23 protein-coding genes, 2 rRNA genes and 1 pseudogene (1 of these 26 cut by a window edge) are annotated in these 26253 nt (G+C 42.9%); 15 read left to right on the forward strand and 11 right to left on the reverse strand.

Going from position 1 to position 26253, the window contains the following annotated elements; translation table 11 throughout:
• The 3 genes from K6984_RS12590 to lnt form a co-directional block, all read left to right on the forward strand.
• Positions 1-2106, forward strand: a 23S ribosomal RNA gene (locus tag K6984_RS12590) (it extends 1079 nt beyond the left edge of the window).
• A gap of 192 nt (positions 2107-2298) precedes the next feature.
• Positions 2299-2413 (forward strand): 5S ribosomal RNA (gene rrf / locus K6984_RS12595).
• Between the two features lie 165 nt (positions 2414-2578).
• Positions 2579-4087 (forward strand): apolipoprotein N-acyltransferase, encoded by a 1509-nt coding sequence (gene lnt / locus K6984_RS12600; protein ID WP_221895859.1) that lies wholly within the window; start codon positions 2579-2581, stop codon positions 4085-4087.
• A gap of 87 nt (positions 4088-4174) precedes the next feature.
• On the opposite strand, the gene K6984_RS12605 is transcribed toward lnt, so the two are convergent.
• Positions 4175-4363 carry a hypothetical protein gene (locus K6984_RS12605; RefSeq protein WP_221895860.1) on the reverse strand — a complete coding sequence of 63 codons (189 nt, stop codon included), beginning with the start codon at positions 4361-4363 and terminating at the stop codon, positions 4175-4177.
• Between the two features lie 12 nt (positions 4364-4375).
• Here K6984_RS12605 and K6984_RS33410 point away from each other — a divergent pair, with 12 nt between their 5' ends.
• The gene (locus K6984_RS33410) at positions 4376-4504 is read left to right on the forward strand and encodes a hypothetical protein (protein ID WP_263458739.1); all 129 of its coding nucleotides are present in this window, start codon (positions 4376-4378) and stop codon (positions 4502-4504) included.
• A 95-nt stretch (positions 4505-4599) separates the two neighbouring features.
• On the opposite strand, the gene K6984_RS12610 is transcribed toward K6984_RS33410, so the two are convergent.
• Positions 4600-5373, reverse strand: a complete 774-nt coding sequence (locus K6984_RS12610; RefSeq protein WP_221895861.1) for a ParA family protein — start codon at positions 5371-5373, stop codon at positions 4600-4602.
• A gap of 447 nt (positions 5374-5820) precedes the next feature.
• Positions 5821-6309: a zinc ribbon-containing protein gene (locus tag K6984_RS12615; RefSeq protein WP_221895862.1), complete on the reverse strand. Its 489-nt coding sequence runs from the start codon at positions 6307-6309 to the stop codon at positions 5821-5823.
• 82 nt (positions 6310-6391) lie between these two features.
• Here K6984_RS12615 and leuS point away from each other — a divergent pair, with 82 nt between their 5' ends.
• From leuS to K6984_RS12640, 5 genes are all read left to right on the forward strand, one after another.
• Complete coding sequence (leuS, locus tag K6984_RS12620; protein ID WP_221895863.1) at positions 6392-8836, forward strand: leucine--tRNA ligase; 2445 nt, start codon at positions 6392-6394, stop codon at positions 8834-8836.
• Positions 8837-8873: 37 nt separating this feature from the next.
• Positions 8874-9359 carry an LPS-assembly lipoprotein LptE gene (locus tag K6984_RS12625; RefSeq protein WP_221895864.1) on the forward strand — a complete coding sequence of 162 codons (486 nt, stop codon included), beginning with the start codon at positions 8874-8876 and terminating at the stop codon, positions 9357-9359.
• A 1-nt stretch (position 9360) separates the two neighbouring features.
• Entirely contained in the window at positions 9361-10365 is a 1005-nt protein-coding gene (holA, locus tag K6984_RS12630) for a DNA polymerase III subunit delta (protein ID WP_221895865.1), read from the forward strand.
• 284 nt (positions 10366-10649) lie between these two features.
• Complete coding sequence (locus tag K6984_RS12635) at positions 10650-11948, forward strand: transposase (protein WP_221894571.1); 1299 nt, start codon at positions 10650-10652, stop codon at positions 11946-11948.
• 178 nt (positions 11949-12126) lie between these two features.
• Positions 12127-13416, forward strand: a complete 1290-nt coding sequence (locus K6984_RS12640) for an IS630 family transposase (protein WP_221895866.1) — start codon at positions 12127-12129, stop codon at positions 13414-13416.
• 24 nt (positions 13417-13440) lie between these two features.
• On the opposite strand, the gene phoR is transcribed toward K6984_RS12640, so the two are convergent.
• The 6 genes from phoR to K6984_RS33415 all read right to left on the reverse strand — a co-directional run bounded on the left by phoR (position 13441) and on the right by K6984_RS33415 (position 18240).
• Positions 13441-14733 (reverse strand): phosphate regulon sensor histidine kinase PhoR, encoded by a 1293-nt coding sequence (gene phoR, locus K6984_RS12645; protein ID WP_221895867.1) that lies wholly within the window; start codon positions 14731-14733, stop codon positions 13441-13443.
• On the reverse strand, positions 14733-15428 hold the full coding sequence (phoB, locus tag K6984_RS12650; RefSeq protein ID WP_221895976.1) for a phosphate regulon transcriptional regulator PhoB: 696 nt from the start codon (positions 15426-15428) through the stop codon (positions 14733-14735). Before phoB ends, phoR begins: the two co-directional genes overlap by 1 nt.
• A 935-nt stretch (positions 15429-16363) precedes the next feature.
• On the reverse strand, positions 16364-16669 hold the full coding sequence (locus K6984_RS12655; RefSeq protein ID WP_221895868.1) for a hypothetical protein: 306 nt from the start codon (positions 16667-16669) through the stop codon (positions 16364-16366).
• 78 nt (positions 16670-16747) lie between these two features.
• The gene (locus tag K6984_RS12660) at positions 16748-17728 is read right to left on the reverse strand and encodes a hypothetical protein (RefSeq protein WP_221895869.1); all 981 of its coding nucleotides are present in this window, start codon (positions 17726-17728) and stop codon (positions 16748-16750) included.
• Between the two features lie 16 nt (positions 17729-17744).
• A complete protein-coding gene (locus K6984_RS12665; protein WP_221895870.1) occupies positions 17745-18098 on the reverse strand; it encodes a hypothetical protein in 354 nt (117 codons plus the stop codon).
• 13 nt (positions 18099-18111) lie between these two features.
• The gene (locus K6984_RS33415) at positions 18112-18240 is read right to left on the reverse strand and encodes a hypothetical protein (protein WP_263458740.1); all 129 of its coding nucleotides are present in this window, start codon (positions 18238-18240) and stop codon (positions 18112-18114) included.
• Between K6984_RS33415 and K6984_RS12670 the strand changes: the two genes are divergently transcribed.
• Positions 18197-18421: a hypothetical protein gene (locus tag K6984_RS12670; RefSeq protein WP_221895871.1), complete on the forward strand. Its 225-nt coding sequence runs from the start codon at positions 18197-18199 to the stop codon at positions 18419-18421. The genes K6984_RS33415 and K6984_RS12670 overlap by 44 nt on opposite strands.
• A gap of 399 nt (positions 18422-18820) precedes the next feature.
• On the opposite strand, the pseudogene K6984_RS30965 reads toward K6984_RS12670, so the two are convergent.
• Positions 18821-19149, reverse strand: a pseudogene (locus K6984_RS30965) (transposase domain-containing protein); the annotation flags it as partial.
• 469 nt (positions 19150-19618) lie between these two features.
• Between K6984_RS30965 and K6984_RS12685 the strand changes: the two are divergent.
• The 5 genes from K6984_RS12685 (at position 19619) to K6984_RS12705 (ending at position 25766) form a co-directional block, all read left to right on the forward strand.
• Positions 19619-20710 (forward strand): MBL fold metallo-hydrolase, encoded by a 1092-nt coding sequence (locus K6984_RS12685; protein ID WP_221895873.1) that lies wholly within the window; start codon positions 19619-19621, stop codon positions 20708-20710.
• A gap of 98 nt (positions 20711-20808) precedes the next feature.
• Positions 20809-22062 carry an NAD(P)/FAD-dependent oxidoreductase gene (locus K6984_RS12690; RefSeq protein WP_221895874.1) on the forward strand — a complete coding sequence of 418 codons (1254 nt, stop codon included), beginning with the start codon at positions 20809-20811 and terminating at the stop codon, positions 22060-22062.
• A 177-nt stretch (positions 22063-22239) separates the two neighbouring features.
• Positions 22240-22728 (forward strand): IS110 family RNA-guided transposase, encoded by a 489-nt coding sequence (locus K6984_RS12695; RefSeq protein WP_230988056.1) that lies wholly within the window; start codon positions 22240-22242, stop codon positions 22726-22728.
• Positions 22729-22855: 127 nt separating this feature from the next.
• Positions 22856-23416 carry an IS110 family RNA-guided transposase gene (locus tag K6984_RS12700; RefSeq protein WP_263458749.1) on the forward strand — a complete coding sequence of 187 codons (561 nt, stop codon included), beginning with the start codon at positions 22856-22858 and terminating at the stop codon, positions 23414-23416.
• A gap of 529 nt (positions 23417-23945) precedes the next feature.
• On the forward strand, positions 23946-25766 hold the full coding sequence (locus K6984_RS12705) for a SulP family inorganic anion transporter (protein ID WP_338024503.1): 1821 nt from the start codon (positions 23946-23948) through the stop codon (positions 25764-25766).
• Between the two features lie 33 nt (positions 25767-25799).
• On the opposite strand, the gene K6984_RS12710 is transcribed toward K6984_RS12705, so the two are convergent.
• Positions 25800-26018 (reverse strand): hypothetical protein, encoded by a 219-nt coding sequence (locus K6984_RS12710; RefSeq protein WP_221895875.1) that lies wholly within the window; start codon positions 26016-26018, stop codon positions 25800-25802.
• Between the last annotated feature and the right edge of the window lie 235 nt (positions 26019-26253).

The raw sequence follows: 26253 nt of genomic DNA on the forward strand, positions 1-26253 counted from the left end.
GCTGGTTCTCCTCGAAATCTATTTAGGTAGAGCCTCGTGTATAACTGTTGGGGGTAGAGCACTGTTACGGCTAGGGGGTCATCCCGACTTACCAAACCGTTGCAAACTCCGAATACCAACAAGTTTCAGCACGGGAGACACACGGCGGGTGCTAAGGTCCGTCGTGAAAAGGGAAACAGCCCAGACCGTCAGCTAAGGTCCCAAAATCTATGCTCAGTGGGAAACGATGTGAAAAGGCCCAGACAGCCAGGAGGTTGGCTTAGAAGCAGCCATCCTTTAAAGAAAGCGTAATAGCTCACTGGTCGAGTCGGTTTGCGCGGAAGATTTACCGGGGCTAAGCATAGTACCGAAGCTACGGATCGACGTTTATTTATAAACGGAGGTGGTAGAGGAGCGTTCCGTACGCCTGCGAAGGTTAACTGAGAAGTTGGCTGGAGGTATCGGAAGTGCGAATGCTGACATGAGTAACGATAATGGGGGTGAAAAACCCCCACGCCGAAAACCCAAGGTTTCCTGCGCAACGCTAATCGACGCAGGGTTAGTCGGGACCTAAGGCGAGGCCGAAAGGCGTAGTCGATGGAAAACAGGTTAATATTCCTGTACTTGTTCTAACTGCGATGGGGTGACGGAGAAGGCTAGATCAGCTTACTGTTGGAAATGTAAGTTTAAGCGTGTAGGCAGAGAGTTTAGGAAAATCCGGACTCTTAATGCTGAGGCGTGATGACGAGTTTTTCCTTGTGAAAAACGAAGTGATTGATGCCCTGCTTCCAAGAAAAACCTCTAAGCATCAGGTTAAAACAACCCGTACCCCAAACCGACACAGGTGGGTGGGATGAGAATTCTAAGGCGCTTGAGAGAACTCGGCTGAAGGAACTAGGCAAAATGGAACCGTAACTTCGGGAGAAGGTTCACCTTTTGTATGTGAAGCCCCTGCGGGTGGAGCAGAAGAAGGTTGCAATAAATTGGTGGCTGCGACTGTTTATCAAAAACATAGCACTCTGCAAACACGAAAGTGGACGTATAGGGTGTGACGCCTGCCCGGTGCCGGAAGGTTAATTGATGGGGTTATCTTCGGAGAAGCTCTTGATCGAAGCCCCGGTAAACGGCGGCCGTAACTATAACGGTCCTAAGGTAGCGAAATTCCTTGTCGGGTAAGTTCCGACCTGCACGAATGGCGTAACGATGGCCACACTGTCTCCAGCCGAGACTCAGTGAAATTGAAATTGCGGTGAAGATGCCGTATACCCGCGGCTAGACGGAAAGACCCCGTGCACCTTTACTATAGCTTTACACTGGACTTTGAACCTACTTGTGTAGGATAGGTGGGAGACTATGAAACCATGTCGCTAGATGTGGTGGAGTCACCCTTGAAATACCACCCTGGTATGTTTGAAGTTCTAACCTAGGCCCCTTATCGGGGTTGGGGACAGTGTATGGTGGGTAGTTTGACTGGGGCGGTCTCCTCCCAAAGAGTAACGGAGGAGCACGAAGGTACCCTAATCCTGGTCGGAAATCAGGAGTTTAGTGCAATGGCATAAGGGTGCTTGACTGCGAGACGGACAAGTCGAGCAGGTACGAAAGTAGGTCATAGTGATCCGGTGGTTCTGAATGGAAGGGCCATCGCTCAACGGATAAAAGGTACGCCGGGGATAACAGGCTGATACCGCCCAAGAGTTCATATCGACGGCGGTGTTTGGCACCTCGATGTCGGCTCATCACATCCTGGGGCTGAAGCAGGTCCCAAGGGTATGGCTGTTCGCCATTTAAAGTGGTACGCGAGCTGGGTTCAGAACGTCGTGAGACAGTTCGGTCCCTATCTGCCGTGGGCGTTTGAGATTTGAGGGAAGCTGCTCCTAGTACGAGAGGACCGGAGTGGACGAACCACTGGTGTTCGGGTTGTCATGCCAATGGCATTGCCCGGTAGCTACGTTCGGACAGGATAACCGCTGAAAGCATCTAAGCGGGAAGCCCCTCCCAAGATGAGATCTCACTGGAACTTAAAGTTCCCTGAAGGGTTGTTGAAGACTACAACGTTGATAGGCTAGGTGTGGAAGCTCAGTAATGAGTGAAGCTAACTGGTACTAATTGCCCGTGAGGCTTGACCATATAACACCAAATAGGTTTTACCTGTTTGAGTTATATGAAAGCGACAAGACGTTTTTACTGTAAGAGAGCGAAGACTCTTAAACTCAGACACAGATTTCCAATTATTTAGCCACAAGCTGAATAAGAGACGATTGATAGCGAGAGACATACCGCACAAGGTAAACATCAAAGCTAGTCAATCAACACCGATTGCTTGGTGACCATAGCGAGCGTGAACCACCCGATCCCATCTCGAACTCGGAAGTGAAACCGCTTAGTGCCGATGATAGTGTGGATTTATCCATGTGAAAGTAGGGAATTGCCAAGCTCTTAATATTAAAACCCATTCTTTAACCAGAATGGGTTTTTTTTTGCTTCGAACTTTGTTGTACAATATCAAGCACTACTCTGTAGAGCATGGCCTCAGCCCGCCTTTATCTTATTTTCAGCTATTTGGCGGGCTAAAGCCACGCCCTACGCTTTTAATGTTCTTATGGAAAAATTCCTTAAATCAGCCTGGGGTGATGTATTTGCTGTTATTGCAGGTGTTTTATTTACTTTGGCCTTTGCACCCTTTGATTACGCTTATTTAGTTTTTATTGCCCTAGCATTTTTTAGGTTATCTTTAATCGATCTAGGTGTTAAAAGATCGACATTAAGAGGCTTTCTGTTTGGGCTGGGCTTATTTGGGCTAGGTGTCTCCTGGGTGTTTGTCAGTCTGGTTGTCAATCAACAATCCGGTTTAGCGCTTCCTGTGTTGATGACATTTTTATATTGCAGTTTCTGGGCAATATTTCCTGCAATTGTGGCTTTTCTATACGCAAAAATATGCGTGAATAGCAAGATTGACTGGCTCATTTTTGCCTGTGTATGGATGTTTGTTGAATATATTCGAGGCGAATGGGCATTAGGCGGCTTCCCCTGGTTACAAGTAGCCTATAGTCAGCTAGAAACGCCTTTAACTGGCTATGCGCCAGTATTGGGTGTATATGGATCGGGGCTGGTTGTAACTATGATTTCTGCTTTGATGGCTGAGTTATTTATAACCAGTACCTACCGTATTCGCAACTTGCTGGTAATTATTTGTCTATTTAGTACGGGTGTTTTATTACAGTCGGTAAGCTGGACAGATGTTTCCGGAAAGCCGCTTAAAGTTAGTTTGATTCAAGGTAATATTGCTCAAAAGGATAAGTGGGCAGTTGAAAATCGCAATGCTACTTTGAAACAATACTATGATGATACTGCTGCCCATTGGCAATCGGATCTTATTCTCTGGCCGGAAACTGCTATTCCAGCATACTTTAATGACGTGAAGCAGGATTATTTATTACCCTTGGAGCAAGAAGCACAGGTACATCATACGGATATAATTACCAGCCTGCCATATAAAGACAAGGATGGTAAATTGTACAATTCTGTACTAGTTCTAGGTGAAAATCGCGGTATATATAAAAAGATTCACTTATTGCCCTTTGGTGAGTATTTACCCTGGCAACCTGTTTCGGGCTATATACTAGGTTTGATGAATGTTAGATTAGGCAGGTTTAGTTCGGGGGAAATTGATCAGCCTTTGCTGAAGGCTGCAGGGCATCATTTTGTCACTTCAATCTGCTATGAAGATGCTTTTGGTGAGCAGAGCATCCGTTATGTTGAGCAGGCAAAGTTTTTGGTTAATGTTACTAATGACGGCTGGTTTGATGGCTCGATTGAACCTTATCAGCATATGCAAATTGCCAGAATGCGTGCATTGGAATCCGGGCGATATTTATTGCGGGTAACAAATACTGGTGTTAGCGCTATTGTGGATGATAAAGGCAAGGTTACCAAACAAGCAGCCATCATGGAAAGGGTTGTTTTAACTTCAGATATAAGGCCTATGAGTGGCTTAACGCCATATGCAAGGATAGGTGATAAGCCAGTTATATTTTTTATTGTTTTAATAATATGTTATTCGCTTGTTAGTCGATATTATTTTAGATGCGAGGGTTGGTTTCATGGATAATGCAATAACATTACCTGACCAAAGATAACCCTGAAAATTGCTGGGCTACATTTTTTCTCCAACAAAATCTAAACCGGCCTATATGTTTTATCTTAGGGAGATGGAAACACACATCATCCAAAACTGCTGGTCTTTTTGCCCGTCCGCTGTCAGCCCCGGACGGGCTGATAGTCTCCAGAAGGCGCAGGGAAATTTGCCAATCCGAAGTGCGCGATAGCGCGCGAGGGAGGCTAAAATTTTATCCCGAATAGCCGTAGAGCCATTTGTGGTAGCCATGACTGAGCTGCTTTGTGCTCAGTCTGTGGCGGACGCAGGGCGGCTGGAGCATCTCCTATTCGCTGCGTAGGTGAACGAATTACGGCGACAGGAGTCCCGGAATTTCGTGAGGTAGCATGGCGCGCCTGTTCTGCGTTGTAGTAACAGTTACGTAGCCTGCTATGCGCCTGTTACTACGTCTTGAATACGAACAAAAACCCTGCCCAATATTGGACACTTATTTATTTCCAGCTCCCTTAGTTATGGATTTCTATATGCAATTCACGAAACTCGTTAGTAAGTTTATGGTTAGGTGCGTAATGCACCAGGGGTTGAGACTGGCTATGGGATTCACGCACTTTAACTGAAGGCGATATTTTACTATTTAATACTGGTAAGCCTTCAGCAATAAGTTCTTCTACCAGTTGTTTAGGTAAGTTTGCCTGCCCCTGGAACTGGTTAACAATAATGCCTTCAATTTCCAGATCTGCATTATGGTCCGCTTTTACTTCACTTAAGGTTTGCATGAGTGTGTAAAGGGCTTCACGAGCAAATGTGTCGCAATCAAACGGGATTAAGCATTTATTTGCAGCAATTAGTGCTGATTGACTATAGAAATTAAGTACGGGTGGGGTGTCGATATAGATCTCATCAAAGCCTTCCAGTTTATCCAGCTCTTCTTTGAATTTGAATATTTTATATCGAGATTCCAAGCGGCCTTGTAACGGCTCTAGTTCCGGGTGTGAGGGTAATACAAACAGGTTAGGGAAAGGTGTTTCGTGAATCACGTCCTGTATGCTACCGGATTGACCTCCGAACAGAGTGAGACTTAAGCAGCTCTTAAAAAAATGCGCAATGGTTTTATCAGAATCTGCAACCTTCTGTCCTAACAAATACTGTGTTGCATTTCCCTGTATATCCAGGTCGATGACCAAGGTCCGTTTACCTTCCATAGCGCTAATTGCCGCTAAGTTACATGCTATGGTAGATTTACCTACACCACCTTTTTGGTTAAAGATCACTCTGCGCATTTTATTCCCCTATAGTAGCAAGCAATTAAATTGTTATTATTATGTTAACTGAAGTTTCCCAATTATTGAGTAGCTGAAATACACAATGCTGGTGTATCGAGGTTTATTTTAGGTGGTTTTGCCATGTTTATAGCAAACCCCTACTTAATTCCCCTTAGGCAATAGCATTTGAAACGAATGAAAAGACTGTTTTTTTCATATAGTTGTAGCATAGTTTCAATTTTACCATAAATAATTATTGGGAAACTTCAGTTATGTTAATATTAGTGTAACTACTCAGCGTAATTTAAACTCATAACAGATTGATTTAAAATAATAATTAATGTATCTCTCTGAATTTTAGTCCAATTTTCACCCATTTTTAAAGGTGAAAATGACTAAAGTCAGGTTAAATTAAAATATATCCATTTGATTTTAAAGTTAAAAAACACGCTGAGTAGTTACATATTAGTTACGTATAAAAGTATGTGCACCGCATTCCGGACATTCAGGTATCACACTGGTACTTTTAAAGGCAATTACTTTGTTGCACTTTTCACAGCTTAATGTACCTGGCGCTGTTAATTCCCCTGTTTTATAAGGGTGACTATATTGCTTTGCCGTTGCAGATAATTGAGCCAGCTCTATACGCGTCTTATCCGCGACATCGAGAAACGACTCCAGGGCAAAGTTTTCTATCAATTCTATATCAAACTTAAGCCACTCTGACAGTGAATCATTACTATTATCTTCTAGCTTATCCGCTGCATGGTGTATATCTCTGGATACGGAGTCAGCGACATGGTTAATTTCATCCTGTGTCAGGCCACCTATTTCGCTTATTTTTTCTTTGGCAGAATCCAGCTTATCTGCAATTGTATGAATGGTATCATCCGTTGCTTCATACATGTATTCCATAAAGTCGTTGTAGGCTTTAGTTAATTTACTTTCACTCATAAGAATCACTCCCTAAAAAGGCTTTAGATTTAGTTCACTGTAAGGTATTCTAACGCTTTTGAATGCAAAAATACGAGTAACAATGCAAGAAAATTATAAACCACTGGAAATTGAGGCAGAAGTACAGGCTCAATGGGAACAATCAGGCATTTTTCAGGCCTCTGATGATGAGGGTCAAGAAAAGTATTATTGCTTATCCATGTTCCCCTATCCTAGTGGCCGTCTGCATATGGGGCATGTGCGCAATTATACGATTGGTGATGTGATTAGTCGCTATCAGCGTATGCAGGGTAAAAATGTGATGCAACCGATGGGCTGGGATGCCTTTGGCTTGCCCGCAGAAAATGCGGCGATGAAACATAATGTTCATCCTGCCGAATGGACTTATGAAAATATAGATTATATGCGTACCCAGTTAAAAGAACTGGGGTTTGGTTACGACTGGAGTCGTGAACTAGCGACCTGTGATCCAGCTTATTACCGCTGGGAGCAATGGTTTTTTCTGCGCTTACTGGAGAAAGACCTGGTTTATAAGAAAACATCAGCGGTGAACTGGTGTCCGCTTGATCAGACGGTATTAGCCAACGAGCAGGTGATTGATGGTTGCTGCTGGCGCTGTGATACTGCGGTGGAGAAGAAGGATATTTCGCAGTGGTTTCTAAGAATTACTGCCTATGCTGATGAGTTACTCACGACATTAGATAAAATGCCCGGTTGGCCTGAGCAAGTCAGGACTATGCAGGCAAACTGGATAGGTCGGTCAGAAGGTCTGGAAATGACTTTTACCGTGGAGGGGCAGGGAGATGTGCAGATATACACTACTCGTCCAGATACTTTAATGGGCGTTACCTATTTAGCGGTTGCTGCTGAACATCCCTTAGCTTTGCAGGTGGCAAAACAAAATACTGAAATAGCAGATTTCCTGGAAGAATGTCGGCATACAGAAACCTCTGAAGCCGCTTTGGAAACCATGGAAAAGAAAGGCGTGGATTCCGGATTTAAAGCCATGCACCCGGTTACTGGAGAATTAGTACCGGTGTGGATTGCTAATTTTGTATTAATGGGCTATGGCACCGGCGCTGTTATGTCGGTACCTGCGCATGACCAGCGCGATTATGAATTTGCGCAAAAATATGCGATTGATATTAAGCAGGTTATTTTTTCTGCAAATAATGACGAAGATAGTATTGCAGAACAAGCATTTACCGAGAAGGGTGTTTTGCAAAACTCAGCTGAATTTGATGGCTTAAGCTCGGCTGAAGCAGTCAATGCCATTGCGGATAAACTAGAAAAAACAGCTAAAGGGCAGCGCAAAACCAACTTCCGCTTACATGATTGGGGTGTTTCCAGGCAGCGCTATTGGGGAGCGCCGATTCCGATTATTTATTGCGATGAATGTGGTGCCGTGCCTGTTCCCGAAACTGACTTGCCTGTTGAGTTGCCTAAAGATGTGCTCCTGGATGGGTCAAATTCGCCCTTAGTAACTCATGAGGCATTTCTGAATGTAGCTTGCCCTAAGTGCGGTAAAGGTGCAAAACGTGAAACCGATACCTTTGATACCTTTATGGAATCGTCATGGTACTTTGCCCGATATGCCAGTAGCAAGGCCGACTCTATGCTGGATTCTAGTGCTAAATACTGGTTGCCAGTCGATCAGTATATAGGCGGCATCGAACATGCGATTTTGCATTTACTCTATGCGCGGTTTTTTACTAAACTTATGCGTGATGAAGGCTTGTTAGTCTGTGATGAGCCGTTTAAAAATCTACTAACCCAGGGCATGGTGTTAATGGATGGTACAAAAATGTCCAAGTCCAAAGGAAATACAGTCGACCCGCAACATTTAATAGCCGAGTACGGTGCTGATACTGTGCGCTTGTTTATCATGTTTTCAGCACCGCCAGAACAATCGCTAGAGTGGTCAGATAGCGGCGTAGAGGGTAGTTTCAGGTTTTTAAAGCGCCTCTGGAGACAGGTGCATTTGCATGTTGACGTAGGTGACTCGATACCGTTACTCGATAAGCAGGCTTTGACTGCGACTGAGAAAGAGCAGCGTAGACATATCCATCATGCGATAGAGAAAGTCACTGATGATATAGGCCGCAGACATCATTTCAATACCGCGATTGCAACTAATATGGAGCTATTGAACACGCTGACCAAATTTAGCGGTCAAAGTGAAAATGTAACGGCTATACGCCAGGAAGCACTGGAAATGATAGTGCTGATGTTGTATCCAATCGTACCACATATCTGCCAGCAGCTATGGCAGGGTTTAGGTAAAGCGGAAGATATTAATCGGATTTGGCCTGTATTAGACAAAACCGCATTAGTGCAGGATGAATTGCAAATGATCGTACAGGTTAATGGCAAGCTGCGGGGTAAGATAATGGTGGCATCGGATGCTAGCAAGGCAGACATTGAAGCCTTAGCTTTGGCAGAGCAAAATGTGCAGCGTTTTCTTGATGGTAAAGCAGTGAAGAAGCTGATTATTGTTCCTAAAAAACTGGTAAGTATCGTTGTTTAAATGTTCTTTTAAAGACTGGGTAGTTTTCAGAGGTAGTGTGCTTTTACTGACACTGTTGCTGCTTACAGCCTGTGGCTATCATCTACGTGGCGCAATTGATTTACCTGAAGCTTTGAATAAAATGTATGTAAAAGGCGCCTCTCCAGAACTGTCTGCTGCCATTGAACGGACCTTTAGAACGACCTCAGGTGAGTTAGTTGCAAGTCCTGAGGAGGCGGGGATGATCTTGAATGTGCTAGACGAAGATTACCAGCGCCGAACTGTTTCACTAGATGTAACGGGTTATTCCAATGAGTACGAGTTAATTTATCGCTTAAGCTTTGATTTACTGGATAGCGAAGGTAAAGAACTAGTGTCTAATCAAACCATAGAAGTGATGGAATCATATTATAATGCACAGACCAGTACGACCTTGCTATCAAAAGATAATGAAGAAATTGTCTTGCGTCGGGAGTTGTATGAAGAAGCGGTACGTTCGGTGATTCAGCGTGCAAGGGCTGAGTTGAAGAAAAAATTTCACTGATATGTGGTTAAAAGTAGAACAATTGACTGCCGCATTAGCCCGAAAGCTTGCGCCTATTTATTTTATTAGCGGAGATGAGCTTTTGCAATCAGGTGAAGCTGCTGATGCTGTTCGCTTAGCGGCAAAAAATGCGGGGTATGAAAATCGTGAGTTGTTAACCGTAGATAGACACTTTAACTGGGGAGATTTTCTGCAGTCTGCGGATTCATTGTCTATTTTCTCGGATAAGAAAATTATTGACTTACGTATGCCATCGGGGAAGCCAGGTATGGAAGGTAGCAAGGCGCTTGTTAGTTACTGTGAACGGCTACCCGAAGATACGCTGTTATTAATTACCTCGGGTAAAGTGGATAAATCCACCAAAAAATCAAAGTGGCTCACTACACTTGAAAAGCACGGCGTCGTGCTTCAGGTCTGGCCTTTAGAAGGCACTGATCTGGCAAAATGGATTGGGCAACGTATGCAGCGCAGAGGTTTAAGTACAGATAGTAAGGGACTAGGCATAATTTCTTCTCGAGTAGAAGGGAATTTATTAGCAGCAAGTCAGGAAGTCGAAAAGCTGTATGTGCTGTATGGGCAAGGTAAATTGACTGGCCAGCAAATTGCGAAAGTGGTGACGGATGCTTCGCGTTATGATGTATTTAATCTGGTCGATGCGGCCTTGTCAGGCCGAGTGGATCGCGTCAATAAAATTCTGCTTGGCGTGCAGCACGAGGGTATAGCCGCACCGGTTGTTCTCTGGGCATTAAGCCGTGAAATCCGTAGCTTGATTAGTATTCAGCAAAAAATAGACTCTGGTCAGCCGCGTAATAGAGTATTTATGCAGCAGCAAGTGTGGGATAAGCGGCAGAAAGTGGTTAACGATGCTTTAGCCAGGCTTAGCCGGAAAAAATTAATGAACACTTTATTAATTGCAGCTAGGGCAGACCGGCAAATCAAAGGTGAGCAGCTAGGTGATTGCTGGGAAAGTTTCTTGGAAATCAGCTTAGAGCTGGCATGTACTTAGTTTTTGTAGTGCGATGGTCTTCCGCAACACGCAACAGACATCGATAAAAAAACATCAGTGTTCCCATTGAAAGAAGAAGTACCTAAACAAAGCAGCCTATAACCTACCTGAAGGTAGCACCACTCGAATATTTCCATCTTTTTGATTTTAATCACTTATAACAGCAAATAGACACTCTGTAGGCACCGTAAAGAAACAACAAATAATTTCAAATAAAGCTTGCAATTGCCGAAGAATTTTTCTAAAAATTTCCGTTTTAATCACCTCATAAACGGATATCACCCATGCTTAAAGACCTACCACTCTCTGAACATATTCACCAACACTGCAATGAAAGTATGGAACGTGCCCTGTTAGCAGAGCGTCATCCTTTGTGGGCTCGTTCATGCCCAGAGTTGAAGGATATCGACTTTATTCGCCTTGGGTTATTACGCTGTATCAGTGTAGTCGATAGTGGTCGCCATTTCCTCCAAACCAATGAACAGATTTATGGCCAGCTGCTTCCCCACTCAACGTATTTTAAATCACTGAAGTCGCATAGACGAACAAGTATGCTTGAGGCATTTGAACAGCAGAGCTATCATCTTCACGCTGAAACACTGCTATCGCAAGGCATTGATTATCTTAAAGCATTCCCGGAACTTGACGAATACACCATAGAAGCAGCGGATGGACATTTTATTGATCATGCCTGCCATACTGAAAAAAACAGCAAGGGGAAAGTTTATGCGGCCGGGGGGATTTACGCGTTGAATCTCAGAAGTGGGTTGCTCAGATTTCTTTGTCTGGTGACAAACGGAACTCAGAGGCATCAAGAAATACCTGTGTTACGAGATCATATTGAAAAGCAAAACAAGGGAAATAACAGCTCTCAGAAACATCTCTATGTCTACGATAAAGCCGTCACCGACTTTGTCTGGTGGGATCGGCAGAAACGACATGCTAATTACATGATTTCAATGCTAAAAGAAAATTCAATTGCGACTCTGGTTGAGTCTATCCCTTTTGACTCCCGCCATGAGATCAATACAGGGGTTGAAGCATACAGTGTGTACGAAAACAAGGGCATCAAATTTAACGTGGTGGATTACCGTGATCCAGAAACCGGAAAACTTCACCGGTTTGTGACAACCTTGCCAATGACTATTAACCCTGGAACCATTGCCATGCTGTATTTCAAGCGATGGACGATTGAAAAGACATTCAATAACACTAAAAGTAATTTCAAGGAAACTAAAGCTTGGTCTTCCAATACCCGCTCACTTGAAAATCAAATGCGCCTGACTGCAATGAGCTATAATTTAATGCGCGTGTTTGAAGAGATTTCAAAAACACAACAGCCAGAATTGATTCATCCATCGGATAAAAAATATAGCGAGGCTCTGGAGATAAGGCAGCAACAGGCTCAAAAACGAGATCGTTTTGTGAATCCATTATTTTTCCAGGCAAGAATATCTCGTATCAGCTCGTATACCATTCGGGCAGTTCAAAACGCAATAATAACAGGAATGTCTTTACAGTGCTTTATGAGCTCTCTTGTGGCGAGGTTAGTTTCACGGCCTCAATTGATAGGGGAACACTGATGTAAAAAAACCTGATTCAAAACAGTTTGTCCTCACTATGGCTTCTATTCTCAGACAAGCTCCTAGAGGACGTTAATGAATTATAGACTTTCAGAAAATTAATTTCCGAACAAACAAAAACGACAGAGGGGAAACTGGCTTATAATTTTCGTCCCAACACTAACGGAAACAGTCAAAAATGGTATCCCTCACTTTTTCAAAGTCAATTGTAGGCCGACTAAAAAAAAATATGGCGACAACTCTCAAGCTAAGTAATATTCGTTTATATCGATTAACTCAAGCTCTACTCTGGTTCAGTGAATGCATGGGAATCAAAGAAATAGCACGCCTAATGGGAGTCTGTGAAAAAACCATTATAAATTGGCTGAAAACATTCATGCATAAAGGTGTCGGTTGGTTAATAGGGCAACACTATCAAGGACGTGGTCGGAAGTCAAAGTTAACTAAAGACCAGAAAAATAGATTGGTTGAGTTGATAAAGAAAGGCCCAGAAGACAATGGATTTCATTGTGGAATATGGAATACTGCGATGATTGCCGAGCTTATTTGGTTAAAACTTGAAGTTCGTTATAACTTGAACTATTTATCAAGCCTAATGAAAAAACTGGGCTTCAGTTATCAAAAAGCTCGTTTTGTGACTGATCGCCAAGAAGAAGAAAAGTACGAGCTTGAAAGAAAAACGTGGCTGGAAGAAACATTGCCTGCCATTATGGAAAAGGCGGTAGAAGAAAAGAGTGTCGTTTTATTCGGTGATGAGGTGTCATTTGCTATGTGGGGTTCATTGGCACGAACCTGGGCTCCAATAGGAGAGCAACCCACAGTGAAAACATCAGGGATTCGAAAAGGGTTGAAAATGTTTGGTACGATCGAACTCGAAGGAGGGAGTTTTCAATACCGAGAATCATTGGCTTATGAGATAAAACCAAAGTCACTTAGACTTTTAAAAGAAGCTGGGCTGCCTCAAGAATTTTTAGCTATTCTTAAAAGCTTAAAAAATGAGAAATATCCAACACAGAAGCTTTTTATGGAAGCGATATATTCTATTGCCGACAACGTCTTAATCGAGAGTTATAAGCCAATGATATTACAACACGCTGAAACATCTGGGCGTTTTAATGGTGAAAGCTATGTTGAGTTTTTAACACAATTGCTGGCTTATTATAAAGGCAAGATTATTCTAATTGAAGATGGTGCCCCGTATCATGGAAGCGGTGTTATTAAGGAATTTAAGTTAGCTAATGTAGATCGTTTGACAGTAGAACGTCTCCCTGCGTTCTCGCCGGATTTTAATCCGATTGAGAAATTATGGAAAAATACGAAACGCGATTCGACTCATATGAAGTATTTTAAAACTTTTGAAGATCTTCATGATTCAGTTGTGCAAACTTTTAACACTTATATGTATGATGCCAGTAAAGTGATTTGTGTTATGCAAAAATTGCGGGAAGATTTCGTTGTTACCGCCTAAGTTTAAGCGCTCCAAATTTGGAAATTATTTATCTGAGAAACTATAGCAAAAGCGCTGCTTAGGGAAAATGCAACTGAAACAGCTGCCTTTACCGGACTGACTGCGAATTTGTAGCTGAGCATCATGACGGGAAAGCGTGTGTTTGACGATGGCAAGCCCTAGGCCTGTGCCACGCGTTTCATGATTGCGCTGGGCATTAGCGCGGTAGAAGCGCTCGGTTATTTTAGGAATTTCATGTTCGGGTATACCTTCTCCCCGGTCAGTAATATCCAGGATCAAGTTTTCACCCGACAGATACCATTGCACAGTAACAATAGAATCTTCTGCGGAATACTTGAGTGCATTAACAATTAAATTGGAAAAAGCTCCCCGAAGTTCCTGTGCATCACCGATAATCTTAATGTCGGTATCTATAAACAGCTCAATACGACTGTTGAGCTGTTCCAAGGCACTGCTTTCCTGACACACCTGCTTTAATAGTGGGTCGATTTCAACACATTTATGTTGTGTCTTTGTCGTTTCCAGGTTTGCGAGTAGCAGCAAGTCATCCACCAAATATTGCATGCGTAGAGTTTGATTATTCATCTGCTGTAATGAGTGACTTAACAGGGCTGAGTGATTATCATCCATATCAGTCAGCGTTTCCAGGTAGCCTTTTAAAACGGTGAGTGGGGTGCGTAATTCATGCGATATATTGTCGACAAAGTCTTTGCGCATGCGTTCGATATTTTTTAATAATGTGACATCGTGCGCGACTAATAAATGCGCATTTTTAGCATAACTTACAATTTTTAGTTGCAAGGTAATACGCTCGTTCGTCGGTGCTTTAATGCTTAGCACGGAAGCGGGGTCTTTGTTGCTGAGAAACTCAATAAAATCTGGGGTGCGCACTAGATAAGGAAAGCTCTGTCCGGTATCTTTCTTTCTTAGCCCCAGTGTGTTTTTTGCGGCATTATTAAACCACGAAATCTGATCATGCTCACCAAGGGCTACGATAGCATCGGGCAAGGCCGCTGTCGATTGACGGAATTGCTCAATAATTTGTCTGAGTTGTTTTTTGCGTTTTTTATTGGCTTTTTTCAGGCGAAAAATATAATAATAAATTTCAGCCCAGGCACCGTAAGTTGTTGGATAGTTTGATTTTTCCCCTGCTTTTAGCCATTGCTCCATCTGGTGCAACAAAAATGCCTGGCGCAGACTATATACAATACAGATAATGAGTAGTAAATATACAAAGTGACCAATAAATAAGCTGATGATAGCTGCCAGGATGGTCGAAATAATTAGGAGTAATAAATCCCTATACAAAGAAGTCATTAGCTGCTTTTTACAGAAAAACGGTAGCCAAAGCCGCGCACAGTTTGTAGCCAGTCCTCGCGTTGATGGTTAGCCAGTATTTTTCGTAAACGACGGATATGCACATCGACTGTACGTTCCTCTATATAAACATTACGCCCCCAAACCTGGTCTAATAGCTGTGTGCGGTTATAAACTTTATCCGGGTGGGTAAGGAAAAAACTGAGCAGTCGAAATTCTGTAGGGCTCACTTCTATCTCTTTATCTGCAATGATAACGCGGTGTTGTTCTGTGTCGAGCACAATATCCTGAAACTTGATTTGGGTTAAATCATGGATTTTCCCACTTCTGCGTAATACTGCTTTGATTCTGGCGATTAGTTCTTTAGGTGAGAAAGGTTTGGTTACATAATCATCAGCCCCGATATCCAGGCCGTGGATTTTATCAGCTTCCTCACCTTTTGCTGTGAGTAAGATAATTGGCAGGTCACGATAATCATCACTAGACTTTAAGCGCCGTGTCCACTCATCACCTGTGACACGGGGAAGCATCCAGTCCAGCAGGATCAAGTCAGGCAGGTTGTCATTCAAGATCGTATGAGCCTGCGCAACGTCAGCTGCTTCCAGCACGTTAAAATCATATTGCTGTAGCACCATAACCAGCATGCTGCGAATTGCCTGTTCATCTTCAACGACTAATATTGTAAATTGGCTCATAATGTATTTAGCATCCTGTTTTGCCGAAGCATTGTATACCATTTTATATGACGGTTTTATGACAGTTTTTTTCTATACTGGAATAAACTACGTCCAGTTTGCTTAGGGAAGGTGAAGTTGATTAGTTGTATAAACTTAGTTATTATAATGAATTAGAGTAGATTTTGAGATAGCTAAAATTTTCTCTACTAATATAGACCCCTTGAGGACTTGATTTTGAAGTTCTAAATACCTGGGTTTATATTTTGTTGTCGCTTATGTAGCAACGTGCTGGATAGATGTACATATGCTTGTAATTTTGAGATTAGTTTCAATAATATACAAATTCCTCTATCAGTCAAACCAATACGCTGCTGCACATGTAGGGTTATAAACCCACTCGGCTATTCCAGCATGTGTCAGCAGTAGGCTTAGACTAATATCCAGGATAAAAGCGTTGCAAGTGGCGAACACTTTTGTTGCCGAAAGTCAGGACTGGGTAACTAGCTACAAAGTTACCAAAACTGTTAGAAATAGATTTTCTCACTATCAGCACATTTTTCATTTGCTGAGTGTAAAAAACTACATTACCCTGAATGTTTATGTTAGAGTGAAATGCGTTCGGTTTAAATTAAAACTGAAGTTTCCCAATAATTATTTATGGTAAAATTGAAACTATGCTACAACTATATGAAAAAAACAGTCTTTTCATTCGTTTCAAATGCTATTGCCTAAGGGGAATTAAGTAGGGGTTTGCTATAAACATGGCAAAACCACCTAAAATAAACCTCGATACACCAGCATGGTGTATTTCAGCTACTCAATAATTGGGAAACTTCAGAATTAAAAGTAATTAATTCTTTATAGAATACCTATGGAAAGAACTAAACAAAATGGCTTTGTCAGGTCACACCGCCCTAAAATTGTTGCGCTTATCCGCTTGCTCGATATCGTAATTATTGGGCTGCTGTTACAGCTATTATTAAATCATTATACATTGGACTTTTCACAGTTTCAGGTGTGGTGGTTACTGATTGCGATAACAATGTTTGAATTTTTTGCAGAATTAAATCTGTTATATAATGCGCCACGCGGGGTGAATTTAATAACTGAATCCCAGCGTACAGGAGGCGCCTGGTTAGGTGTTTTAGTAGCATTCTTTCGCTGAAAATCATGGAAACGTAGCTTAGCGAAGTGGTGATTTTTAGTCCCTGATAGGCGGCGACAGGGCAATTCGCTGATTCGACGTGTGCTAGCAGCACGCGAGAGGAGCAAGAATTGCATTCCGAATAGCCGTCCAGCCAGTGAGGTAGTAATGACGAAGCTGCTTTTGTGCGTAGTCATTGCGGACGCAGGGCGTTCAGGGCATCTCCCATCCGCTGCGTAGGTGAACGAATTATGGCGACAGGAGTCCCAGAATTTCGTGAGGTAGCATGGCGCGCCTGAGTTTCCTTGAAATTACTTTTAGTGTTATTGAATGTCTTTTCAATCGTCCATCGCTTGAAATACAGCATGGCAATGGTTCCAGGGTTAATAGTCATTGGCAAGGTTGTCACAAACCGGTGAAGTTTTCCGGTTTCTGGATCACGGTAATCCACCACGTTAAATTTGATGCCCTTGTTTCCGTACACACTGTATGCTTCAACCCCTGTATTGATCTCATGGCGGGAGTCAAAAGGGATAGACTCAACCAGAGTCGCAATTGAATTCTCTTTTAGCATTGAAATCATGCAATTAGCATGTCGTTTCTGCCGATCCCAGCAGACAAAGTCGGTGACGGCTTTATCGTAGACATAGAGATGTTTCTGAGAGCTGTTATTTCCCTTGTTTTGCTTTTCAATATGATCTCGTAACACAGGTATTTCTTGATGCCTCTGAGTTCCGTTTGTCACCAGACAAAGAAATCTGAGCAACCCACTTCTGAGATTCAACGCGTAAATCCCCCCGGCCGCATAAACTTCCCCCTTGCTGTTTTTTTCAGTATGGCAGGCATGATCAATAAAATGACCATCCGCCGCTTCTATGGTGTATTCGTCAAGTTTCGGGAATGCTTTAAGATAATCAATGCCTTGCGATAGCAGTGTTTCAGAGTGAAGATGATAGCTCTGCTGTTCAAATGCCTCAAGCATACTTGTTCGTCTATGCGACTTCAGTGATTTAAAATACGTTGAGTGGGGAAGCAGCTGGCCATAAATCTGTCGCTGAAAATCCTGGAAACGGAGCTTTAGCGAAGTGATGATTTTTAGTCCGCGATAGCCGTAGGGCCGTTGTTTTGTCGGAGTCTGAGCGTTAGGGAAGGTAGAGACAAAATAAAAGGCCATCCGACACGGCGTCAAGTCATTTGGAGCCTATGTTCCGACCCCTTGTTGGGTCGGGACGAGGTGACGAGGACGAATCGGGGCCGCCGGAGGCATAAGTGGTCGCGTTAAGTTTTTGCTGCTTGCTTGGGCTGGGATGCCCAAAACAAGCTTTCGCAAAAATAGCGACTCCCCAATCATTGGTTTGGAGGAAATGGCGACCACTATCGACTACACTGATACAGCGTAATAACCCAAGGCGAATAAAGTCGATATCCTTCAACTCTGGGCATGAACGAGCCCACAAAGGATGACGCTCTGCTAACAGGGCACGTTCCATAATTTCATTGCAGTGTTGGTGAATATGTTCAGAGAGTGGTAGGTCTTTAAGCATGGGTGATATCCGTTTATGAGGTGATTAAACAGGCGCGCCATGCTACCTCACGAAATTCCGGGACTCCTGTCGCCATAATTCGTTCACCTACGCAGCGGATGGGAGATGCCCTGAACGCCCTGCGTCCGCAACGACTACGCACAAAAGCCGCTTCGTCATTACTACCTCACTGGCTGGACGGCTATTCGGAATGCAATTCTTGCTCCTTTCGCGTGCTGCTAGCACACGTCGAATCAGCGAATTGCCCTGTCGCCTATCAGGGACTAAAAATCACCACTTCGCTAAGCTCCGTTTCCATGATTTTCAGCGACGGAAATCTTTAGAAAAATTTTTTCGGCAAATGCAAGCTTTATTTGAAATTATTTGTTGTTTTTTTTACGGTGCCTACAGAGTGTCTATTTGCTGTTATAAGTGATTAAAATCAAAAAGATGGAAATATTCGAGTGGTGCTACCTTCAGGTAGGTTATAGGCTGCTTTGTTTAGGTACTTCTTCTTTCAATGGGAACACTGATGAAAAAGGTAGTGAGGTTGCCTTGATCTTTGATGAATTCGACTCATAAGTGCACCACTCTTAATTTACGGACATCAACGCCAGTATTTTCAAAAAACACCTCCTAAGGCAACTAGCAATAAATAACCTACCCAAAATATAAGATATATTGCTCAGATTGTTGTATTCTAATGGTTTTAATGTAAGCACCCAACGAAGCGCGTACTTGCCCTATTCAGGCGGATCTGATTTTTTAATATTCCAAGGCAACAAGGCTTCTACTTTATCAGCCGTATCAGCATAGGGTAAAGCAGTGAGAACCTGCTTAAGATATGCATAAGGCTCCCGTCCATTTGCTTTAGCCGTTTCGATCAGACTGTAATGTATTGTGCACTGGCATGGGCACCCGCCGGTGTATCAGAAAATAACCAGGCTTCCCGCCCTATCACAAACGGCCGAATCGCATTTTCCGCCAGAATATTGCTTATATTGAGCTCACCATGGGTGCAATACACATTGAGTTTTTCCCACTGGTTACTCAGGTTAGTCATTGCCTTGCCGGATGGTGGAGACTGAGATTCCATCCTTTTCCTTCAGTCGTCCACAGGTCTGCTCAGGACTCCAGTCTTGTTGCAAGCAGGCAGAGATTGTTGTTCTCAAAGAGTCGTCATCTTTACGGCCTTTTCTTTGCTCTTATGTCTTGCCTTCGTTTTGATCTGCGCCTGTTGGTATCGATAGCCTTTTATTCAAGTATTAAGCGCTACATCTTGGCTAACGGTGGTGTGGCAGCAACCTATATCTCTGGCTACTTGTCGAATTGAATCTCCATTACCAAGATCTATTCCAATATAATCTCTCTCTTCAGAGGCTAGTTATGTCTACATAATTCACTCCGTTTTTGCAAGAACCGGAAATTATAGCGCCGACCAGCCTCTGTCGTAACAAAATAAAATTTTACTATATTAGTGTTTTATTATATTATAGGTCGTTAGTATTCTTACACTACCTCATGAATCAGGAGTCAGACCCATGCTATTTAAACAACTATTTGACACAGAAAGCTGTACTTATACTTATTTAATTGCCGACCCAGACAATAAAGAAGCTGTTTTAATTGACCCAGTGGATACGCAACTAGACGTGTATCTCGACTTATTAAAAGAACATAAGCTTACTTTAAAGTATTCACTAGAAACCCATGTGCATGCTGATCATGTCACCGCAAGTGGCATGTTGCGCCAAAAGCTAGGTGCAAAAACAGCCGTCAATTCGCTTTGTGGTGCAGACAGTGCAGATACTCAGATTCAGGATGGCGATATCTTTGAATTCGGAGCGAATGAAACAATCAAGGTTATTTCTACGCCGGGACATACACCTGGCAGTACGTCATTTTTGTGGCGCGATAGAGTTTTTACCGGTGATGCTTTATTAATTGATGGCTGTGGACGCACTGACTTTCAAGGCGGTAGTGCAGGTGCGCAATATGACAGCATTACCCAGCGATTATTCACCTTGCCAGACGATACTATCGTTTATCCAGGTCATGATTATAAAGGCCGCTGGATTAGTAATACCGCTCAGGAGCGTCGATCTAACTCCCGCCTAGCGGGTAAAACCAAACAGGAATTTGTGGATATTATGCACAATCTGAATTTGCCGAAGCCTAAGTTAATCGATATGGCTGTTCCGGCAAACCGTTATTGCGGCATCGATGAAGAGCTTGCAAATCAGGCGGCTGAGCAGCGAGTCGAAGGCTCTGACCCTAAGCGTCAGACGTCAACTATGGAAGAGCTGGTCAATCAGGTCAGGCCGAATATCACTGAAATTGCCGTACAAAAAGCCAGAGATATCATTGACAATAGCGCAGTGACAATTGTTGATGTAAGAGAAGAGAATGAGTTTAATGTCGGTCATCTGGACAATGCTATTTTGCTACCACGCGGTGTGCTGGAATTTAAAATCAATTCGGTGCCAGCACTTGCAGATAAGTCGGCTGCAATTATTGTCTACTGCGCTACAGGAAAGCGCTCTGCCCTTTCTGCTAACACCATGCAAAATATGGGCTACACCAATGTGCTTTCAATTGCAGGTGGTTATGAAGCTTGGAAACAGCAAACTTAAAGAGTATTATTGAGCCAGCAAAACTCAAATAAAGTTTTGTAAATCATTACCCTACAAAAAATAACAATTATAATTAACATTACAAACAGCGAGGAATTATGTCTGAACTACACCACTCTATTCTTATTGTTGGCGGAGGGGCTGCTGGAGTCTCTGTCGCAAATAATATGCATCGTAAAAACCCGAGCATAGATATTGCCCTGATCGAACCTTCTGAAAAACACTATTATCAACCCGGCTTTACTATCATTGGCGGAGGGGCTTATACATTAAAAAGAGCCACTAAAAATGAAGCGGATCTGATCCACTCTAGTGTTAACTGGATTAAGGATTACGCGGAGAGCTTTCAACCCAGTGATAATAAAGTCACCTTAAAGTCTGGCGATGTGATCAGCTATGACTTTTTAGTCGTCTGCCCTGGCCTGCAACTGGATTTTAATAAAATAGAGGGTTTAGTTGGAACATTAGGCAAGAATGGTGTGTGCAGTAATTATTCTGCAGATACAGTTGAATATACCTGGGAAGTCTTGCAAAAACTGGAATCAGGCAATGCCCTGTTTACCCAGCCACCGATGCCCATTAAATGTGCCGGTGCGCCACAAAAAATCATGTACCTGGCCGCTGACCGTTTCCGTAAAAAAGGTATCGCGGATAAAGTAAATGTGGAGTTCCTTAATGCAGGACCTGGTATGTTCGGTGTTCCTTTCTTTGCTAAAGCACTGAGCCTGGTTATTAAAGATTATGGTATTACTACGCACTTTAATCATAATTTAGTAGCGATAGATGGCGAAGCTAAAACCGCAACTTTTGCCGCGACTGATGCCGATGGTAATACATCTACAGTCACTAAAGAATTTGACATGATTCATGTCACACCTCCGCAAAGTGCGCCAGATTTTATTAAGGCTAGTCCTCTCGCTAATGATGGTGGCTGGGTAGATGTACACCCAGGTACTTTACAGCATACTGTGTTCAGCAATGTTTTTGGGCTCGGCGATGTAACGTCTACACCGAATGCTAAAACCGCTGCAGCAGTCAGAAAACAGGTGTCTGTCGTAGTCGATAATATTCTTAAATTAATAGCGAGCCAGGAAGTTATAGAAGGCTATGATGGATATGGTTCTTGCCCGCTAACGACATCTTTAAACACGGTGATGTTAGCCGAATTTTCCTATGGTGGAAAAGTTACGCCGTCATTCCCGCTCCTGGATCCAAGAACTAATAGTCGCCTATGGTGGTTTGGTAAAACTTCCGGTTTTCCATGGTTATACTGGCATATTATGATTAAAGGTCTACGTATTGATATTCCTCATAAAGAATCCTACGCAGAGAAATTTACCAAAGAAGACTGATAGGCAACTCTCAATAAACAAACTAATTAACCCTCGTTCCCACGTTTTGTATCACTGCGATTAAGTTAATAATTAAATCAATAAATTACACACTGTAGGCTGATGATATGGACTCCTCTCCCACCAACAGTGTCATAATGCACCTAAGAGTAATAACGGAGCAAAGAGGAGCCCGACATGAATAATAGCGTAATTGGATTGGATATAGCAAAAAATATTTTTCACATGTATACATTTGATGAAAAAAAATCACAACCTGTTAAGAAAAAGCTAAAACGAGCTGAGCTTTTAATATTTTTTGCAAATTATCCAGTGAGCTTAATTGGAATAGAAGCCTGTGGCGGAGCTCATCACTGGGCAAGAGAGTTAACTAAACAAGGGCATGAAGTCATTTTTCTTAATGCCCGTTATGTAAAGGGTTTTGTGGTGGGGAACAAAAATGACTTTAATGATGCCGCTGCTATATTTGATGCGGTTACCCGTCCAAATAAGCGCACAGTGTCGATAAAAACGATTGAACAGCAAGACATTCAACTTGTTCATAGAATACGTGAAGGCCCTGTTGGCAAACGTACTGCGCTGGTTAATCAAGTGCGAGGGCTACTCAGTGAAAGAGGCATTGTTATTCCTAAAGGTATAACTCGATGTTCAAGTTTTCAGCTATAACTGGGCTAAGAAAAGTAAATTTTTCCGGCTTTGTTTTATAAGTGATTGATTTACAATGATGTTGATGCTTTCTTTGTCAGTAAAATTATCAATAAAATCAATTAGTTAAAAAACTTGAACATCGAGTATAAAGAAAGTAAGAGTAGAATTACCGTTGATTTTAGAAGATAGCGACAATGATTTGACTGATTTAAGTCGAGAAATGTTTGCTGAGCAATATGAAAAACTAGTTGCACTAGATGAAGAGATTAAACAACAGGACAGACGTATTAGCCGGCTATGTAATAGCAATCAGTTAAGCCAGCGTTTTCTTGATGTGCCAGGTATTGGGGCAATAACAGCCACCATCATTGCCTCAGACATAGGGGCAGGTAAAAGCTATCAGAGTAGCCGAGATTATGCAGCCAGCTTAGGGATTGTTCCGAGACAACATAGCAGTGGTGATAATCAGGTTTATTTAGGAATTAGTAAGCGAGGTAACCGCTATATTCGTACGATGTTAATTCATGGAGCACGATCGGTGTTAAAGCACTGTAGTGGTAAAAAAGATAAATTAAGCCTATGGCTACAAGCACTCATTGAGCGGCGTGGATTTAATAAAGCCGCCGTTGCGCTGGCCAATAAAAATGCCCGAATACTGTGGGCGATGGCGAGTCAGGATAAAGAATATGATGCAGCTCTGACATAGTTAGAGTGCATAAGCAGGGTTGCCCACCCTTTGCCCACCGACTGCGAGCTAGGAGGGCTCTTCGTCTGTGGACAAAGCGTGGATAACCCTGAGATAACCGAGTAACCAAGATTGTGGAGGCAAGTTAACCAATATTGATGACAACAACAGGTCAGACCGATACTTTTACAGAACCCGTGCAACCCAGAGAGTCCATTGCGAGACCGTTAGGCTGGTAGGGTCAAAAAGTATGCGAATAGATTCATCAGGAGTCCTGAGGCAAAAAGCCTCTGTTAGAGACCGAATATATGGCTGCAATCTTGTTCACTGTTATTAGCATCAATTATGTAAAACTTGGCTTGCAATAAACGAGGAGTCCATATATGGGTTAGCTTATCTAAGCATAGCGGAGATAACGTAACCCAGCATTTTGTGAATTACCTAACATGCTGGGTTACGTTATTATTGCTACGTAAAATAATCTAACTCACCCTATGCTGTAAGATTTTGTTATTTAAATAAATGTTCCTTAACTTAATGCAGTGAAGCTTTGTGTGGAAATGTTTATTGTAGAGCGAACTTAACCCCGCGCTACCCTGTCCACCACTCCCTGATTACATCCACGCGTAAAAACTTCATGGCTATGCAGCGAACCAGCAACTGGATTAACACCTACTTCCCAATCTCTACCTGGTTAAAAAATTACACCCGCGAAGACCTGAGTGGCGATGTTTTTGCCGGTATTATTACTGCCATTCTATTAGTTCCCCAGGGTATTGCTTATGCAATGCTGGCAGGGTTGCCTGCGCAAGTCGGTTTATATGCCAGCATATTACCGCCGCTGATGTATGCACTTTTGGGCACCAGCAGAACCTTGTCGGTAGGTCCTGTTTCCATCGCTGCAATTATGATCGCCAGTGTTTTAGCCGCCCCCGAAATCACCGCCTTAGGTGGCACAGTGGAAAATGCCATTATTCTGGCAGCGGAAGGGGGGGTAATTTTATTGTTGATGGCGATGCTACGCATGGGAGGGCTGGTTAATTTTATCAGTCATCCGGTGCTAACAGGATTTACCAGTGGAGCTGCAATATTGATCGTATTAAGCCAGGCCCCGCATTTATTTGGCTTAACAAAAAACCAGTGCGGCCTTGATCTACTCTGCTACAGTAACTATTTTCAGCAACTCAATCTCTATACTTTGGCGCTTAGCCTGTTTAGTATTACTCTGTTACTTGCATTCGGCTCTCCTCTGTCTACACTGCTCAAGCGCTTTAATGTTAAGCCAAGCTTGATTACCGGACTTAGTAAAAGCGCCCCGCTATTAGCCGTCATCATTACCACTTTAGTGGTAACTGTATATCAATTATCAGACCTGCAACATGTTGCTATCGTCGGTGAGATTCAGCCCGGTTTGCCAGATATTAGCTTTGCATTTTTCACTAATATGACTCAATGGCAGGCTTTATTACCCGGCGCGACTTTTATAGCTATTATTGCCTATGTAGAAAGCGTTGCTATTGCCAAAGTTACCGCGAACCTAAGAAACCAGAAAATCAATCCTAACCAGGAGCTCATTGCTCTGGGGGTATCTAATTTAGCGACTGCATTTTCAGGTGGCATGTCAGTTGCGGGGGGATTTAGCCGTACCATGGTTAACTTCTCCGCCGGTGCGCGCACGCAAATGGCAATGCTCATAGCCGTTGTATTGCTTAGCATAGCAGTGATGTTTTTTACCGAGCAGTTTACTTATCTGCCTAAAGCAGCATTAGCCGCCATTATTCTTATCGCAATTTTTCCGTTGATAAGATTACGCGAAATAATTAGCACCTGGAAATATGATTCTGGCGACGGGATTGCCCAACTAATAACATTACTTGGCGTGTTAGTCCTAGGCATCGAGGAAGGCATCGCCCTCGGCGTTATTATTACCATATTAAGTTATTTGCGCCGCACTAGTCGTCCGCATATTGCAGTCGTTGGGCGTATAAAGGCAACCGAGCATTTTAGAAATATCAAGCGTCACCAGGTCGAAACCTGGAAAAATCTATTATTAATCAGGATCGATGAGAATATCAGCTTCGCCAATGTCAGTTATATTGTTGATTTTATTGAAGATGAAACTAATAACAATGCTGACTTAAAGCATGTCGTGCTAATTTTCTCTTCAGTTAGTTACATTGATAGCACAGCTTTTGAAGCGCTAGAAAATCTGATTAGCGCATTAAAAACCAAAAAGATCTTATTACATTTAGCTGAAGTGAAAGGTCCTGTGCTGGATAAACTAAAACAAACCAGTTTTCTTGACCAGTTAAGTCCCGGTAAGGTCTTTTTCCAGACTATTGAAGCGGTAGAAAAGCTTAATAAGCAATAGCTATTTTTTCGAACTATACCCGTCAATACAGCGCTAGCCGACGCTGAAAATCATGGAAACGGAGCTTAGCGAAGTGGTGATTTTTAGTCCCTGATAGGCGACAGGGCAATTCGCTGATTCGACGTGTGCTAGCAGCACGCGAGAGGAGCAAGAATTGCATTCCGAATAGCCGTCCAGCCAGTGAGGTAGTAATGACGAAGCGGCTTTTGTGCGTAGTCGTTGCGGACGCAGGGCGTTCAGGGCATCTCCCATCTGCTGCGTAGGTGAGCGAATTATGGCGACAGGAGTCCCGGAATTTCGTGAGGTAGCATGGCGCGCCTGATGGGCAGGCAGTGCTGATTTCAGTGCTTACTATGCTGATGATGTCGGATTTTTTTAGACACTGGCTGACTCTTACGGGAAGAAGCTCCATCCAGCCTAATGTTTATGAGCCTAATCAGGGCTCTGCTTTTGTCTGCAATCCTAAACCGGGTTTTTTGATGCTTAT

Origin of the sequence: Bathymodiolus japonicus methanotrophic gill symbiont (assembly GCF_019721995.1) — a bacterium.
Taxonomy (GTDB): Bacteria; Pseudomonadota; Gammaproteobacteria; order Methylococcales; family Methylomonadaceae; genus Methyloprofundus.

Coding starts and splice junctions, on each gene's coding strand:
- K6984_RS12690 (WP_221895874.1), top strand. CDS start 20,809: ATGTCTGAACTACACCACTCTATTCTTATTGTTGGCGGAGGGGCTGCT.
- lnt (WP_221895859.1), top strand. CDS start 2,579: ATGGAAAAATTCCTTAAATCAGCCTGGGGTGATGTATTTGCTGTTATT.
- K6984_RS12670 (WP_221895871.1), top strand. CDS start 18,197: ATGGGAGATGCCCTGAACGCCCTGCGTCCGCAACGACTACGCACAAAA.
- leuS (WP_221895863.1), top strand. CDS start 6,392: ATGCAAGAAAATTATAAACCACTGGAAATTGAGGCAGAAGTACAGGCT.
- phoB (WP_221895976.1), bottom strand. CDS start 15,428: ATGAGCCAATTTACAATATTAGTCGTTGAAGATGAACAGGCAATTCGC.
- K6984_RS12695 (WP_230988056.1), top strand. CDS start 22,240: ATGAATAATAGCGTAATTGGATTGGATATAGCAAAAAATATTTTTCAC.
- K6984_RS12710 (WP_221895875.1), bottom strand. CDS start 26,018: ATGGGAGATGCCCTGAACGCCCTGCGTCCGCAACGACTACGCACAAAA.
- K6984_RS12610 (WP_221895861.1), bottom strand. CDS start 5,373: ATGCGCAGAGTGATCTTTAACCAAAAAGGTGGTGTAGGTAAATCTACC.
- holA (WP_221895865.1), top strand. CDS start 9,361: ATGTGGTTAAAAGTAGAACAATTGACTGCCGCATTAGCCCGAAAGCTT.
- K6984_RS12640 (WP_221895866.1), top strand. CDS start 12,127: ATGGTATCCCTCACTTTTTCAAAGTCAATTGTAGGCCGACTAAAAAAA.
- K6984_RS12660 (WP_221895869.1), bottom strand. CDS start 17,728: ATGGCCTTTTATTTTGTCTCTACCTTCCCTAACGCTCAGACTCCGACA.
- K6984_RS12665 (WP_221895870.1), bottom strand. CDS start 18,098: ATGCTTAAAGACCTACCACTCTCTGAACATATTCACCAACACTGCAAT.
- K6984_RS12685 (WP_221895873.1), top strand. CDS start 19,619: ATGCTATTTAAACAACTATTTGACACAGAAAGCTGTACTTATACTTAT.
- K6984_RS12635 (WP_221894571.1), top strand. CDS start 10,650: ATGCTTAAAGACCTACCACTCTCTGAACATATTCACCAACACTGCAAT.
- K6984_RS12605 (WP_221895860.1), bottom strand. CDS start 4,363: ATGGCTACCACAAATGGCTCTACGGCTATTCGGGATAAAATTTTAGCC.
- phoR (WP_221895867.1), bottom strand. CDS start 14,733: ATGACTTCTTTGTATAGGGATTTATTACTCCTAATTATTTCGACCATC.
- K6984_RS12615 (WP_221895862.1), bottom strand. CDS start 6,309: ATGAGTGAAAGTAAATTAACTAAAGCCTACAACGACTTTATGGAATAC.